The 13,786-nt window shown below is 55.9% G+C and carries 15 protein-coding genes; 5 read left to right on the top strand and 10 right to left on the bottom strand.

Annotation, left to right across the window (positions count from 1 at the left end):
* The first annotated feature begins 569 nt into the window (after window positions 1-569).
* Entirely contained in the window at window positions 570-1,472 is a 903-nt protein-coding gene (locus tag QMX84_RS23730; protein ID WP_282364925.1) for an EamA family transporter, read from the top strand.
* Window positions 1,473-1,710: 238 nt separating this feature from the next.
* On the opposite strand, the gene QMX84_RS23725 is transcribed toward QMX84_RS23730, so the two are convergent.
* Together QMX84_RS23725 and QMX84_RS23720 are read right to left on the bottom strand one after the other, a co-directional pair.
* Complete coding sequence (locus QMX84_RS23725) at window positions 1,711-2,631, bottom strand: DHH family phosphoesterase (RefSeq protein ID WP_282364924.1); 921 nt, start codon at window positions 2,629-2,631, stop codon at window positions 1,711-1,713.
* Between the two features lie 168 nt (window positions 2,632-2,799).
* Window positions 2,800-3,708: a transcriptional regulator GcvA gene (locus tag QMX84_RS23720; protein WP_282364926.1), complete on the bottom strand. Its 909-nt coding sequence runs from the start codon at window positions 3,706-3,708 to the stop codon at window positions 2,800-2,802.
* A 115-nt stretch (window positions 3,709-3,823) separates the two neighbouring features.
* Here QMX84_RS23720 and gstA point away from each other — a divergent pair, with 115 nt between their 5' ends.
* The 4 genes from gstA (at window position 3,824) to QMX84_RS23700 (ending at window position 5,906) form a co-directional block, all read left to right on the top strand.
* On the top strand, window positions 3,824-4,438 hold the full coding sequence (gene gstA / locus QMX84_RS23715) for a glutathione transferase GstA (RefSeq protein ID WP_282364923.1): 615 nt from the start codon (window positions 3,824-3,826) through the stop codon (window positions 4,436-4,438).
* A 111-nt stretch (window positions 4,439-4,549) separates the two neighbouring features.
* A complete protein-coding gene (locus tag QMX84_RS23710) occupies window positions 4,550-4,768 on the top strand; it encodes a Fic family protein (protein WP_348775201.1) in 219 nt (72 codons plus the stop codon).
* 31 nt (window positions 4,769-4,799) lie between these two features.
* The gene (locus QMX84_RS23705) at window positions 4,800-5,180 is read left to right on the top strand and encodes a RidA family protein (protein ID WP_282364922.1); all 381 of its coding nucleotides are present in this window, start codon (window positions 4,800-4,802) and stop codon (window positions 5,178-5,180) included.
* A 96-nt stretch (window positions 5,181-5,276) separates the two neighbouring features.
* The gene (locus QMX84_RS23700) at window positions 5,277-5,906 is read left to right on the top strand and encodes a flagellar biosynthesis protein (RefSeq protein WP_282364921.1); all 630 of its coding nucleotides are present in this window, start codon (window positions 5,277-5,279) and stop codon (window positions 5,904-5,906) included.
* Between the two features lie 66 nt (window positions 5,907-5,972).
* Here QMX84_RS23700 and kch (QMX84_RS23695) read toward each other — a convergent pair whose 3' ends face one another.
* The 8 genes from kch (QMX84_RS23695) to ureE all read right to left on the bottom strand — a co-directional run bounded on the left by kch (QMX84_RS23695) (window position 5,973) and on the right by ureE (window position 13,705).
* Window positions 5,973-7,148: a voltage-gated potassium channel protein gene (gene kch, locus QMX84_RS23695; protein ID WP_282364920.1), complete on the bottom strand. Its 1,176-nt coding sequence runs from the start codon at window positions 7,146-7,148 to the stop codon at window positions 5,973-5,975.
* A gap of 136 nt (window positions 7,149-7,284) precedes the next feature.
* A complete protein-coding gene (gene kch, locus QMX84_RS23690; protein WP_282364919.1) occupies window positions 7,285-8,457 on the bottom strand; it encodes a voltage-gated potassium channel protein in 1,173 nt (390 codons plus the stop codon).
* Between the two features lie 93 nt (window positions 8,458-8,550).
* A complete protein-coding gene (locus QMX84_RS23685; protein ID WP_282364918.1) occupies window positions 8,551-9,609 on the bottom strand; it encodes a HoxN/HupN/NixA family nickel/cobalt transporter in 1,059 nt (352 codons plus the stop codon).
* A 23-nt stretch (window positions 9,610-9,632) separates the two neighbouring features.
* Window positions 9,633-10,631, bottom strand: coding sequence for an urea transporter (gene yut / locus QMX84_RS23680; protein ID WP_282364917.1), 999 nt, complete (start codon window positions 10,629-10,631; stop codon window positions 9,633-9,635).
* A gap of 45 nt (window positions 10,632-10,676) precedes the next feature.
* Window positions 10,677-11,639: an urease accessory protein UreD gene (locus tag QMX84_RS23675; RefSeq protein WP_282364916.1), complete on the bottom strand. Its 963-nt coding sequence runs from the start codon at window positions 11,637-11,639 to the stop codon at window positions 10,677-10,679.
* Window positions 11,636-12,292 (bottom strand): urease accessory protein UreG, encoded by a 657-nt coding sequence (gene ureG, locus QMX84_RS23670; RefSeq protein ID WP_048387408.1) that lies wholly within the window; start codon window positions 12,290-12,292, stop codon window positions 11,636-11,638. The genes QMX84_RS23675 and ureG overlap by 4 nt, the downstream gene beginning before the upstream one ends.
* Window positions 12,293-12,319: 27 nt before the next feature.
* Complete coding sequence (locus QMX84_RS23665; protein ID WP_262123593.1) at window positions 12,320-13,006, bottom strand: urease accessory protein UreF; 687 nt, start codon at window positions 13,004-13,006, stop codon at window positions 12,320-12,322.
* 21 nt (window positions 13,007-13,027) lie between these two features.
* Window positions 13,028-13,705 carry an urease accessory protein UreE gene (gene ureE, locus QMX84_RS23660; RefSeq protein ID WP_282364915.1) on the bottom strand — a complete coding sequence of 226 codons (678 nt, stop codon included), beginning with the start codon at window positions 13,703-13,705 and terminating at the stop codon, window positions 13,028-13,030.
* Window positions 13,706-13,786 lie beyond the last annotated feature (81 nt).

Genomic DNA, 13,786 nt, shown 5'->3' with positions numbered 1-13,786 from the left:
CGTGCGGGCAAGGGTAGCGGTGAACGCGGTGGGGGAGTAAGGGGGGAATACGTAGGGCATGAAAATAGAGGGTGGGAGATGTTGAAGTTTGGCGTAGGCAAAGTCCTGAAACTTATACTCTGTATTTCATTTAACTTGCGGTGGAGTTTATTTTTGAGAAATAAAAGTTTGTTTTAGATGGTTTTAATTGTTGTGCGTGGGATGTGGAAAGTGTGGTGATTGGTCGTAAATAGCTATTTGTTGCATGGTTTATTTGTATGGCGTGTTTGTTTGATTTTTTATGCGGGTATATGTGCCGTTCGTCAGTTTTCCTCGGGTTGTGCTCGTTGTAAAAATCGTTATATGTTGGCTTGGAGTGTTAAGGGTAAGGGGTGTGGTGGGTTGAGTTTTCGTGTGTCGAAATGTGTCGTTTTAGTGGTGCTTTTTATCTTGACCTGTTAGTGGCGTTGGAGGATGGTGTTTTGTGTTGGGGGTAGCGATTTTAACGGGCTGCTGAGTGAGAGTGTATTTTTAAGGGGGTTGCACTAAGTTATTAGGAGTGGGTCTATGTTGTGCGCTAAATTTTTGTTATGAGTTATGCTCGCGCCGGAGCCAAGGCTGGTTTGCTCGCGGCGATAATCTCAAATGTACTGCTTGGGCTTTCTTCACTTTATTGGAAAGCACTTGATGAAATGTCCCCGTTTGCTTTATTAAGTTATAGAGTTGTTTTTTCAACGGTAAGTGTGACGTTTATTTTGTTGGCTCGAAAAGAGCTTAAGTGCTTGTTGTTGGAGATCAAGTGGAAAGATGTATCACTGCACGGCGCGGCAGCGATTTTAGTGGCTTGTAACTGGGGGGTATTTATTTGGGCTTCGATTCATTCTCGGGTGTTTGAGAGTGGGCTGGGTTACCTCATTGCTCCGTTGTTTGGAATTGGTTTAGGGCTGGTTTTTTATAAAGAGTTTGTATCCATATTTAAAGGTGTCGCCCTGTTCTTTGTAGTGTTGAGCGTGTTGTTTCTGATTTTGAGCGTGCCGGGCTTGGATTTCCGTGTGTATTTAAGCATCGGTGTGACGTGGGGGGCTTACACGTGGTTGAAAAAAATGGCCCGTCTAGATCCTGTGTCTGGATTGTTTGTTGAATCTTTATTGCTCTCCGTTATGGTTGTTGCCTTGGTTTTATATTCTGATGGTGGAATAGAGGTTCCTATAGGGTTAACTGTAATCGATTGGTCATTGCTTCTAAGCTGTGGTCTGGTTTCATTGATCCCTTTGGCACTCTTTGCATTCGCTGCAAAAAATCTGCCATTGAGTGTCATGGGGCTGTTGCAGTTTGTGCTACCACTGACTCAGTTTTGTGTTGCAGTGATTTTTTATGGACAAATAATTTCTTTTGAAATGCTTGTGGCGTTTTTAGTGATTTTTCTGGGGATGATTTTGGTGGTTTTGGAGTCGCCCATAAAAATGTTTTTGCGGATAAAACGACGATCATAAATCTCGCGTACAACTATTCGTTGTTGGGCCAGAGCGGATTTGCCTAATCACAATGTATCAAGATCAAAACATCGCAGCCTTCGGCAGCGACTACAAAACTGGCTTATATCGCACCCTCTGTAGGAGCGAGCTTGCCTCGCGATCTTTTAATCTTTCCATATGCCCTAAATAACCTGTCTAAACGCCTGGTTATTCTTTTGAGGAATAAATCATTTTCTGCTGATCGTCGATCACTTGCTCAATGGCTTGTCTGCGAATTCAACGCCGCGCGCAGGATTTGCTTGCGCAGCAGTGCGCCGGGCACCTTGGCCAGTTGCTCGACAAAGGTCACGTCGAGCAACTCAGCGACGTGCGCGGCGCTGGCCGGGCTGCCGACCAACAGGTAGCTGCAGTGTTCGTCGATGCTGATCAGGTTGAGCAGCCAGTCCGGGTCATGGGCTTGCAGGGTCGATACCAGCGTTGCCCGCTGCGCCTGCAACAGGTGCTGCGCATTCCATACCGTGAGTTGCCCGATCACCCGTGGCAGCGGCAATTGAGCATCCATGCGCTTGAGATCTTTATTGATCGCCGCAGGCAGGTCATGCTCGATCGCGGTTTGGCATTCACTGAAGTAACGGGCTGGCCAGTCCTGAGCCAATCCTGCCTTGTCGGCCAGCGCTGCGTAGGCCTGCTGATCGCGGGCAGTGCTGATCTGGCCCTTGAGGTTCAGGGTGTTATCGAGAATCGCAGTGGCCAGCAAGGCGGCGGTGCTTGAATTCATTGCGTGGAACAGACCGGCGTCGACCCAGCGCTCATACACCTGTGTACAGGCGGCGCCGACAGCTTCGATGGCGGCCCTGGTGCCCAGCCGTTGTTGCCAATACGACTCAAAGCCCGGGTGATGGTCAATCACTTCAACCACACGCTGTGTATCGACACAGGCGTCGAAATGGCTGGGGTCACTGATGTCGATCATCACGAAATGATCGTGCTCAGTGACAGGGTGTGCATCTAGGGCAACGGGCCATTCGCGAAGGGTCTGGCTGATGCTCTGGTTGAGCGGGGCACTGCTGATCGCCTTGGCCGCAAGGCCTTGCAGGTTAAGCAACTGGGCGAAAGCAATACACCCCGCGTAAGCATCGATATCGAGGTAGGCAGAGCCGCTGGTGACAACAATCATGGGCGAAGGCAAGTCCGGGAGCGGCAAGATAGAGGCCCGCAAACTTAGCTCAAAGAGATGTCAGCGGTGTTTCAGCTTTTGTGATCTCCCACGGCCTGTAGTCGCTGACGAGGAACGAAGGCTGCGATCAAGATCAAAAGATCGCGAGGCAAGCTCGCTCCTACGGTTTTATTGCGTTTGCAGATCTTGCTCTGGCCGCATTTGCGCCATCAGCCAGGTTTTAAACGCCACAATCTTGGGATCGTTGGCGGTTTCCAGCGGTGTGACCAGATAAAACCCGTATTCGGATTTCAATCTCAGGTCAAACGGCGCCACCAGTCGACCTGCTTTGAGGTCTTCATCGACATAGGTCGAACGGCCTATGCACACGCCTAGCCCGTCTATTGCCGCCTGGACTGCCAGCATTGCCAGGTCAAACGTCAGCCTCGACTGCGACGCCAAGGCCACGGGCTGGCTAGCGGCACTCAGCCACAGGTTCCAGTCGTTGTCGGTGACGCCGCTGATGTGCAGCAGGGTCTGCCTGGCCAGATCGGCCGGGCTTTTCAAGGCTTTCGGGCCGCTCAGGAGTTCGGGGCTGCACACAGGGAAGATTTCATCGGTCATTAACCAGTCCGCGTGCAAGCCTTTCCAGTCACCTGTTCCATAACGAATCGCAGCATCCACACCGCCCTTGCGCAAATCTACCCAGTCGGTCGAAGCGGTGACCCGTACATCAATGTCTGGAAACGCGGCTCTAAACGAGGCCAGCCGAGGCAGCAACCACTTTGACCCCAATGACACCAGAGTGCTGATGGTCAGGGTGTTGCGTGCGCCCAACAGTGCATCTGTTGAACGCCGCAACTGAGCAAACGCCGATCGAACTCCCGGCAAGTAACACTGGCCTTGCTGAGTCAACGCCAACCCCTCCTTAAGGCGCAAGAACAAGGGCACGCCCAACTCGGTTTCGAGTCGCCGAATTTGATGGCTGATCGCGGTTTGGGTGACATTCAGCTCAATCGCTGCCTGGGTGAAGCTCATGTGCCGTGCGGCGCATTCGAAGGCCCGCAAACCATTGAGGGAGGGGAGTCTGCTGGCCATAAGGTGAGTGTTGCTCATGAGATTTTGTCATAAGGTAGCACCGCAAAAGTCCTTTGCGAAAGGCCACCTCCCTGGAGGACGCTAGCGCAAACCCATCGCTCTGCAAGGACCTCACATGAAGCTCTATTTCGCCCCTATGACTTGCTCCCTGTCCCCGCACATTGTCCTGCGCGAATTGGGGCTGCCCTTTGATCTGATTCGGGTGAATAACCAGACAAAGCGCACTGCAGACGGCAATGATTTTATGACCATTAACCCCAAGGGTTACGTCGCCGCCTTAGTGCTCGATGGCGACGAAGTGCTGACCGAGGGCGCGGTCATTGTCCAGTACCTGGCCGATCTTGTGCCCGGAAACTCACTGGCCCCGGCCAATGGCAGCTGGCAACGTGTCCGGTTGCAGGAATGGTTAAATTACATCACGGCAGAAATCCATAGCGGCTGTGCACCGTTGTTTAATCGCGACCTGCCCGAGCCCACACAGCAGTGGTTCAAGCAAAAACTGTTCAAAAGGCTCGATTACCTGAGTCAGACACTGGCCCATCAGCACTACTTGATGGGCAGCTACGGTCTGGCCGACATTTACCTGTTTACCGTACTGGGCTGGCTGCCCTTTTTCGGCATCGATCTTCACCACTGGCCGTTGTTGGCGGCTTACCGCGAGCGGATTGCAGCGCGTCCCAGTGTTAAACTCGCCCTCGCCGCAGAAGCAGCCAGCGCGGCGGTTGGTTAAGTTAGCCAGGCGTGAGGCGGGCTTTTAGTTTTTAATGAGGCCACGCATTGCTTACTGAATGCAGAACAGACCGACCAAGTAACCGACCAAGTAAGCAGTCATGTAATCCGCTTGCTTGAAGCATTTAAAGGCAGCACGGGGTTGAAAACGGCTGAGTTGATGCCTCTGTTGGGGCTGACTCATCGGGCAACCTTTCGCAGCAACTATTTGTCACCTGCGTTGACCGCCGGGTTCGTTGAAATGACGGATCCGCTTTCGCCGCGCAGCCCGGTACAGAAATACCGACTGACTGCCCAAGGCCTGAATTGCCTGGGCATGAGCAAGACCTGAAGTTTTTATTCACCCTGAACCAGAGACTCACATGGCCCACCAAGACATTACCTTCACCCCTGATCCAGACGCCGATTCCATCTCTTCCGATGTTGCCGGTTTTGCCGGGATTCTGGTCTCCACGCAGATCCCGACCCGTGCTGACGGCAGCTTGGAGCTGGGCGGGATCACTGAGCAAAGCGAGTGCACGTTGCAGGCGCTCAAGGTTGCCCTGGAAAAGGCTGGCAGTTCGATGGACCGGGTGTTGCACCTGACGATTTACCTGACTGATATGGCCGACCGTGCGGCGTTCAACGAAGTCTACAAGCGCTTTTTCGCCAAGCCGTGGCCGGTGCGTGCTGCTGTTGGCGTGGCCGCTCTGGCGGTAGAAGGCATACGTGTAGAAGTGACCGCCATGGCGGCCAAGGCCTGAGTCAATAACGCCCAACTGCGTTCGGTCTTCTACACTCCCTTTTGGCCAGTTTTTGGCCGTGCCAATGAAGGCACATAAAGAAAGGGAGTAATGAAGATGGTTCGCAGATTTTTGGGCGTTGTAGCGTTGGTATTGCTGGCCGGTTGCGCCACCAACCGGGCAGAGGTGGACGTGGATGTTTTGCCGCCGGGCAATACTCAAACGCCTGCTCCGAGCAATGGCAAGAAGGTGTTTGTCAGTTCCGTTGATGAGCGGGTTTTCCAGGTCAAGCCAGACAGTTTCGATATCCCTTCCCTGAAGCACGGCGAGATCGACGACAAGTCGATTACCGAACGTGCGATTGCGCGCAAACGCAACAACTTCAATTGGGCCATTGGAGATGTGCTCCTGCCCAAAGGCCGCACGGTGGCCGGGTTGGTGAGTGATGCGGTGGCCAGTGCTTACCGTCAGGCCGGTTATGAGGTCGTGAGCACGCCAACGGGCGGCGATGTGCGCAAGGTGCAGGTGCGCATCTTGGAGTTCTGGTCATGGTCTGGCGTCGACGGGGTGCTGGACAAGGGCGTACGCAATCAGTCCCTGTTGCAGATCAAACCTGCAGGCGCGCCTGAGTACAGCGTGAAAACCCTGGTCACCGAGAACGTCAAGGTGGTGACCGACTCGGACTGGAAGAAGATCACTGAAGACGGTCTTGAGGCCATCACTCAGGAAACCCTGAAGAAGCTTTGATCCGCTTGCAGGGCGAGGCGGTGATGGGTGTCGCCGCCTCGCTTTACTCTTTATTGAGCACACGTTTTACGCCAGAGACGTGCGCTTGCCGAAGAACATTTCAGTGATCAGGTCGTTGTTGATGGTGTCGCCTTGCAAGGTGCGTATCAGCAATTCACTGCCCAGCAGCGGCAGTGACAGCAACAAGGTCGGGTTCACGCGTTTGACCTTGGAGATGTTCTTAGTGTCGTTGACCAGCGCAATGATCTTGGTGTTTTCGCCGGCCACTTCCTTGGCCGCCAAAATGGTGAATACGTTTTGTGCATCGCTGTCCGACAGGGTGACGATGTACTTGGCTGCACCGGCGTCCGCCAGTTTGAGGGTCGAGGTTGCCGAAGGGTCCCCCTCGACGATATCGGCTTTGTCTGGCAACTCATGCTGGCTGCCCGGAGCGCAGATCACCGTGACATGCTCGCCACGTGCCGTCAGGCCGTTGTAGACGTTGTGGGCCAATGAACTGGCGCCCACCAGAATGTAGTGCTTTTTGCGCGCCATGTGGGTCATCCGGCCTTTAATGATGCGCTGGATATTGTTGCTGATTAGCGGCCCGACAATGGACGCCAGGGAAATGGCAAACAGAGTGATGCCCAGCACGATCACCGTCAGGCAAAAATATCGGGACACGGTGGAGTGCGGGAGGATGTCGCCAAAGGCTACGGTGGTCATGACCTCAAGCGCGAAATAGAACGCCGTGGTCAGGTCGGTGACTGGCGGTGCGAACTGCTCCCCCAGGTACAACGTGCCCAGCGTGCTGTAGACGGTCAGCGAAGCAAGGCTGACGATCGCAAAAAAGCTGCCGGTGGCCAGGCTGTAGTGGTCAAACCGTCGCCAGTAATACAACAGCACGGCGATGCTGACTAACGAAAGGTAAGTGACGTTGTTGGGCTTTTTCTCGATGAAAAAGTTGATGCAGACCGCTGCCAGGAGTAAGAGCAGGGCAAAGAACCAACTGATCCGTGACTTGATCAGCAGCCCGAATGACATCAGTACAAGCACGCAGCCTGTGATGACCACGGGAATTTCCAGCAGGGCGAAAAAGCCCAGAGCTTCTTTCCATGAATGAAACGAGCTGCCCGCAGCTTCGGCCTGCGCGAGCCAGCGCAGCCACACGGGCAGGACCATCGCACAGCCATTGATAGCCACCAGCAGTGCGACGCCATAGGCAAAACTGAGTCGCGATTTAACTTCCTGTAATAAAGCCATGGTTCCCACCTACCACATGTCCGTTATGAGGTTCGGGGGAGTGTAGGACAGGTTTTAAGTTTTACGCCGGGAGGGCGAGAGGCCCCGCACGGGCCTTGTTCCAGGCCATTGCGGGGCACAACGAAAGGGCTATTGGCTACAGCGACGTGCGCTTGCCGAAGAAGATTTCGGTGATCAGGTTGTTGTCGATCTGATCGCCCTGCAGGGTGCGCACCAGCAGTTCACTGCCCAACAACGGCAGGGACAGCACCATGTTCGGGGCCACGCGTTTAACTTTGGGGATGTTGTCGGTTTCGTTGACCAGCGCGATGATTTTGGTGGTGTCACCTGCCACTTCCTTGGCGGCCAGAATGGTGAACACATTCTCTGCATCGTTTTCACGCAAGGTGACGATGTATTTGGCCTCGTCGGCACCGGCCAGTTTAAGGGTCGCGGTTGAAGAAGGATCACCCTCGATGATATCGGCGGTTTCTGGCAACTCGTGCTGGGCGCCAGGAACATTGATGACGGTGACGTGCTCGCCACGGTCAATCAGGCCGGTATAAACGTTTTGGGCCAGTGAGCCAGTGCCGACCAGGATGTAGTGATTTTTACGGGCCATGTGGGTAATCCTGCCTTTGACAATGCGTTGAATGTTATTGCTGATCAGAGGTCCGGCAATCGACGCCACCGACACCGCGAAGATGGTGATCCCCAGAATAATCACCGTCACGGTGAAGAGCCGGGCATCGGTGCTGTGCGGCACGATGTCGCCAAAACCGACGGTCGACATCACCACAATGGAGAAATAAAACGCTGAAGGCAGGTCGTTGACCTCAGGGGTGAATTGATCGCCCAGGTACAACGTGCCCAAGGTGCTGTAGACAATCAGCGAGGCGATACTGACGATCGCAAAGAAGCTGCCGGTGGCCAGGCTGTGGTGATCAAAGCGACGCCAGTAAAAAATCAGCAGGGCGATGGTGAACAACGAGTAGTAGGCCACGCCGTTGGGATTTTTCACGATGAAAAAATCGACGCAGACCGTGGCGATCAATAACAGCAGCGAAAAAAACCAACTGATGCGGGACTTGAGCAACAGGCCTATCGACATCAGTAGCAGCAAAAAACCGACGACAAATCCGGGGATTTCCAGCAAGGCTAAAAAGCTTAAGGCGTCCTTCCACGAGTTAAAGACACCGCCCGCCGCATCAGAGTGGGCGATGCCGCGTTGCAGCACCGGCAGAATCAGGGCCATCCCATTGATGGCAGCCACTAGGGCCACCCCATACGCAAACGAGAGTCGCGATTTAACTTCCTGTAATAAAGTCATAATTCCTACGACGTGTCTATTTAGCGGTTTCAAGAGTGTAGGTCAGGTTAATACACCTGACCTTTCTGGCTTCGCGCAGTTTAACAAGTGGCTTTAGACGCTGGCACCCAGTCGGTCATAGCCTCGCAGGTAGTAGTTAAGCCCCGAAATCATCCAGCAGAGCACGAACATGGCAATGATCCAGTAGCCAATTTCTCCAAAGTTGTCATTAAGCGCCGCAATCGGCGCCCATACTCCGCCGCTCAGTTCCAGCTTGTCAGCGATCAGGCCCAGCGCTTCGACGCCACCGATAAACAGCGCGACAAACACCGACGCGGCGGTGATGGTGATGTTGTAGTAGAGCTTGCGCACGGGCTTGGAGAAGGCCCAGCCATAGGCGCCGATCATCACGAAGTTGTCGAGCGAGTCGATCAGCGCCATACCGGCGGCAAACAGCACCGGGAACACCATGATTGACCACAGGTTGATGCCTTGTGAGGCGCTGGTGGCGCTGATACCCAGCAGCCCGACTTCGGTGGCGGTATCAAAGCCAAGGCCGAACAGAAACCCCACCGGGTACATGTGCCAGCTTTTATTGACCAGGTTGAACAGGCGGCCAAAGATGCGCGCCATCAGCCCGCCCTTGCTGGCCACCAACAGGTCCAGTTCTTCGGCGGGCAAGGTGTGGCCCGCCTTGACCTGTTTGAACTTTTTGTACACCGACAGCAGGATCACCAGGTTAAGCACGCCGAACAGCAGCAGGAACACCGAGGACACCAGGGTACCGATCAAACCGCCGGTTTCATGGAACCATTCCATGTCGTCCTTGAAGGCCATGGCGGTGGCGGCGATGGCAAAGGAGGCGAGCACCACAATGGTTGAGTGCCCGAGGGAGAACCACGTACCGACGGCAATCGGTCGCTTGCCTTGCTGCATCAATTTGCGCGTGACGTTATCAATCGCCGCGATGTGGTCAGCATCCACCGCATGGCGCAACCCGAAGCCGTAGGCCAGCAACGCGGTGCCCATCAGTACCGGGTTGCTGCCGAACTCGATAAACGCCCAGGCCCAGGCGAGCAGGTTGGCGACCACCAGGCCCACCAGTAAATAAATGGCCCGCCTTGTGGTATCGCTGGTGTCAGAACGGCTGGAAGGGTGAGCGATAGCGGTCATTGTTGTTCCTCAAAACACTGCACTTATTGACGATGAGAGGGCATTACGTCCTTGTTCGGCACCAGAAATAACCACGACGCGAGCACAAAAGGCATGGTCAGGGTCGGGATGCCCACAGGGGCCAACACAGTATTCAAAGCACCCTGCACAAATACAGTGAAAATTACACCGATCAGCGTGTAGATCAGTACCCGCAAGCGCGGCTTGTTGAAGGTTGAGCCCAGGGCGATGGCGGTGAGCACGGCACTGAACGCATACAAGCCGTTATTGATGGCCGACTGCTCGCCCTGCAACAGGGTTGCCACCAGCACCGCCAGTAATGAACCCACCAGCCCAAACAGCGCTGCCCACAACGAAGACACTGCCAGACCGGCCAAAAATAATAAACTGCCGACCACCGTGCTCATCAAAAACACTTCGGAGATGCCGTAGAACGTGGCGTGGAACACATCGATGCCGTCGAGCAGGTCTGGCGTATGTGCGACCAGATCGTGGGGCAGGTTGGGCAGGGGCAGTGCGTGGCTGTTCAGGCCACCAAAGGCATAGCTGGCCAACAGCATGGTCCAGGTCACCAGAACGAAGGGCGCCGTCAGGGCCGCGACTTTCCAGGTTTTCAGAATGTCGGCAATGCAGATGGTGACGATCACCGAGACCACGCCGCCGAGGATGATGCACAGCCAGACGATGGGCGTAACCTCCAGAAACGTCGGCAAGCCAACGCCCACCAGGCAGCCGTTGTAGCCGAACAGACCGGCTTTCCACGACGTCTGGTCCTTGAGGTGCATGCCGGTAAACGTAGCCGCGACGGTGCCCAGCACGCTGCCAAATGCGACCGCCGGATTGCCTTCGGCAAAGGCCCCGACAAATATCGCGGCAAAAAACAGCAAGCCGGTCAGCGGGTTGTTCTGGAACATCACCTGCGCGCAGCCGCGCAGGGTGACGTCAATAAACCCCAGCAATGCGTTGCTGTTTGCCAGTTGCGCCCACTTGGATAACGCCGCGTGCATAGTGACTGTCTCCATCGAACCCCGCTGGGAGCCGTGTTCACCTGCTCCCGTCAGCGGCGTTTACTTCCACAAAAAGGGCGGTGGCAAGGTCACGCCCAGGATCTCTTCACGGGCGACGGCCCAGAACGCGCGGATTTGCGCTTTGACCGCGCCGCTGTCATTGCCCAGTACTTTGAAGATTAAGCCGCACTGATTGGGCAAACGTGTGACACCGCTGGCCAGTCCCGCCGGCCTGTCAAACACGGCCGGGATGCGCTCGACAATGCGCTCGTGATGTTCCTGGGGCGTGAGCAACACCACGTTGGCGAACACGTCAAAGGTTTGCATGACACCGACGGCGTCCAGGCTTTGCTTTTTCGGCTCCAGCACGTATTTCTCGACAAACAGCTCCTTGCCCTCAAGGGTTTCGGCGGATACCCGGGAGGAATACACATCAAAGCCGAAACGCTCATCGACATGGTGATACTTGCGCCCCGACATCAGAGTCTCGCAGTAAAGGGCCGTTGCCGTCGGGTGGATACTGATGCGCGTATCGGTGATAAACCGCGCATCACGATGAGGGATCAGCGGGTCGGGCATAAACTCCAGATAGCCGTTTTCTTCGATTCGCAGGTGCTGAACCTGCGTGGCGTAGTTGGCGTTCATGGAGTGCACTTTGGTCGCCGACTGGGTGGTGACATGCCCGCAGGCGCCCACGCCCACGTTCACATCGGTGGCCAGACGGTCGCCCTGGAGCACGCAACCCGAGGTCGAGATCATGGTCACACAGGGCAGTTGCGGCAGTGCTTCGTCCCAGTACAAGGCCCGTTGCACCAATGACGGCACGCGCCGCTCCATGTCTGCCAGTACGCTGCGCTTGCCGCGTTGTTCAAAACCCAGGCGCAGGTAGCCGCTTTTGCCGACGGCGCCGCTGTGCATCTGCGCGGGTTCGTCCTGGTACTGCGCGAGTTCCGGGGCGTCGTTGCCGAGTGAATGAGCACGAAGCCGTGAAGGGTTGTTCACGATCTGGCTCTGCGCGGTCATGCCGTAACCTCAGCCTTGGTCGCCGGGGCAGAGGGTTTGTGGGCGAACAGGAACATGTGTTCAATCATGTCCACCAGCGCTTCAATGCCATGCCCGGTTTTGCAGTTGGTGAGGATGTAAGGGCGGCCGCTGCGCACCACTTGGGTGTCGCTTTCCATGACCTCCAGGCTCGCGCCCACGTAAGGCGCCAGGTCGATTTTATTGATGATCAGAATGTCCGCTTGCACCAGGCCGGGGCCGTTCTTGCGGGGGATTTTCTCGCCTTCGGCGACGTCGATCACGTAGATGTAAAAGTCGGCCAGGGCGGGGCTGAAGGTCAGGGTCAGGTTGTCGCCGCCGCTCTCGATCATGATCAGGTCGCTGTCCGGGAACTTCTCTTCCATCTCTTCGACCGCGGCGATGTTCATGCTCGGGTCCTCACGCACCGCCGTGTGCGGGCAGGCGCCGGTTTCAACGCCGAGGATCTTGTCTTCGTCGAGGATGCCCTTGAGCGTGCGCTTGACCTGTTTGGCGTCTTCGGTGGTGACGATGTCGTTGGTGATGATCAGCGGTTTGTAGCCACGCTGGATCAGGATCGGGGTGATCACTTCAATGACGGCGGTTTTGCCGGAGCCGACCGGGCCGCCAATACCAATACGGGTAATTTTTTTCACAGGCTCTTCCTTGGAAAGTGCAACGATTCAGTTCATGAACAAACGCACATGGGCTTTGACGTGGACCGCCGCCAGCACGTCGACGATGGGTACATACGACGACATTTGCTCGATGTCGCCGATTGCTGCGATGTCGCAGAAGGTTTCGATGTCATGGTTCAGTTCAAACAGAATGCGCTGGGTGTCGAGGTGGGTGACCCGCATCAGGCGCATGGCCGCGCTGAGGATGGTCATGGCCACACCGTACTGGTGCATCACCACCACTTCTCGGGCACCGATGCCCTGGGTAGACATGACCACGGCCTGGGTAACGGGGTAGGTGCCGGCGGCATGACCGGCTTTGATGTGTTCGAGCCACCAGCGCACCAGCGGTTTTTCCACCACATGGATCGACATTTCGGCGAGTTTTTTGCCCATGCGGGTGGCCATCAACCGGCTTTCTTCATTGAGCTTGCGGTTGTTCACCGCCCAGTCGGCGCGCAGGATCGCGTCACGGTCATCGGCCACGGCGGCCCGGTGCGCCGCGACGACGCCCATGCCGTCACAACTGGCGGCCTGTTTGAGGGCGGTGAGGACAAACCCCTTGAGGCTGTCGACATCGTGCACGATGCCGGTCTGAATCGCCGACTCCACGCCGTTCGAGAACGAAAAGGCGCCGACGGGCAATACCGAGTCGCCAAACTGCATGATGCGAATCAGGTCTGATGCGTTCATCCAAAGCGCCTTATGCCGGGTTTAGTGCTTAGCGTCATGGCTGTGAAACGTCAGGCCGTTGTCATGGCTATGGCTGTGCGGGTCATGCAGGTATTGGCCTTTGATCTGCAGGGCGGCGGCTTCCAGTTTGTCCTGGGGGCTGGCCACATGAACGTGGGTGGCGGTTTCTTCGGCGCCGCCAAACAGCAGGCGCGCTTCAGAAGGGGTGAGGTTGGGCAGCACGGCGGCACCGCTGACAAAGGCGTAGGGCAGGTGCTCAAAGCCATGGGTGCGCATCACCGAATCCATCATCTTGGTTTCCACTGTGAGCGGGATGTACACCTCGTTGTTTTTGGTCACGGCCTTCCAGTGCTGGTTGCCCAGGGCATGCCCGAGTTCGAAGCTGGTCTTGATCAGCACGTCCAGGGGTTGCTGCTTGAGTTCTCTCAAATCAATGACCATCACGTCGCGCAGGTTGAGTTGCACCACCACGGCATGCCGGGTGGGCTCATCCCACATCAGTACGTCGCCGTCAGCCAGCACCACGTTGCGGTCCAGCGAGATACCGAGGTCAAGCCCGCCGACGCTGGTGCGGCGGCAGCGGCTTTTTTGCGCTTCACGCTGGTCCAGGACCAGCACATCAATGTTGGCGCCTTGCAGTTTTTGCTTCCAGGCCGGGTCTTTCTTGGCATTGCCCAGAATGTGTTCAATCAAAATCACGTCAAAAACTCCTTATTGAACCCTGTAGGAGCGAGCTTGCCTCGCGATCTTTCGATCGTGTAAAAGATCGCGAGGCAAGCT

It is taken from the genome of Pseudomonas sp. PS01297 (assembly GCF_029959305.1).
Lineage (GTDB): Bacteria > Pseudomonadota > Gammaproteobacteria > Pseudomonadales > Pseudomonadaceae > Aquipseudomonas > Aquipseudomonas helleri.
The sequence above is the reverse complement of the archived record's forward strand: the minus strand, read 5'-3'. Positions and strand labels throughout refer to the sequence as shown.

Excerpts from the sequence above, each read along its gene's own strand:
- QMX84_RS23730 (WP_282364925.1), top strand. The coding sequence starts at position 570 with ATGAGTTATGCTCGCGCCGGAGCCAAGGCTGGTTTGCTCGCGGCGATA.
- QMX84_RS23720 (WP_282364926.1), bottom strand. The coding sequence starts at position 3,708 with ATGGCCAGCAGACTCCCCTCCCTCAATGGTTTGCGGGCCTTCGAATGC.
- QMX84_RS23685 (WP_282364918.1), bottom strand. The coding sequence starts at position 9,609 with ATGACCGCTATCGCTCACCCTTCCAGCCGTTCTGACACCAGCGATACC.
- QMX84_RS23725 (WP_282364924.1), bottom strand. The coding sequence starts at position 2,631 with ATGATTGTTGTCACCAGCGGCTCTGCCTACCTCGATATCGATGCTTAC.
- kch (WP_282364919.1), bottom strand. The coding sequence starts at position 8,457 with ATGACTTTATTACAGGAAGTTAAATCGCGACTCTCGTTTGCGTATGGG.
- QMX84_RS23675 (WP_282364916.1), bottom strand. The coding sequence starts at position 11,639 with ATGACCGCGCAGAGCCAGATCGTGAACAACCCTTCACGGCTTCGTGCT.
- QMX84_RS23665 (WP_262123593.1), bottom strand. The coding sequence starts at position 13,006 with ATGAACGCATCAGACCTGATTCGCATCATGCAGTTTGGCGACTCGGTA.
- QMX84_RS23705 (WP_282364922.1), top strand. The coding sequence starts at position 4,800 with ATGGCCCACCAAGACATTACCTTCACCCCTGATCCAGACGCCGATTCC.
- yut (WP_282364917.1), bottom strand. The coding sequence starts at position 10,631 with ATGGAGACAGTCACTATGCACGCGGCGTTATCCAAGTGGGCGCAACTG.
- kch (WP_282364920.1), bottom strand. The coding sequence starts at position 7,148 with ATGGCTTTATTACAGGAAGTTAAATCGCGACTCAGTTTTGCCTATGGC.
- QMX84_RS23700 (WP_282364921.1), top strand. The coding sequence starts at position 5,277 with ATGGTTCGCAGATTTTTGGGCGTTGTAGCGTTGGTATTGCTGGCCGGT.
- gstA (WP_282364923.1), top strand. The coding sequence starts at position 3,824 with ATGAAGCTCTATTTCGCCCCTATGACTTGCTCCCTGTCCCCGCACATT.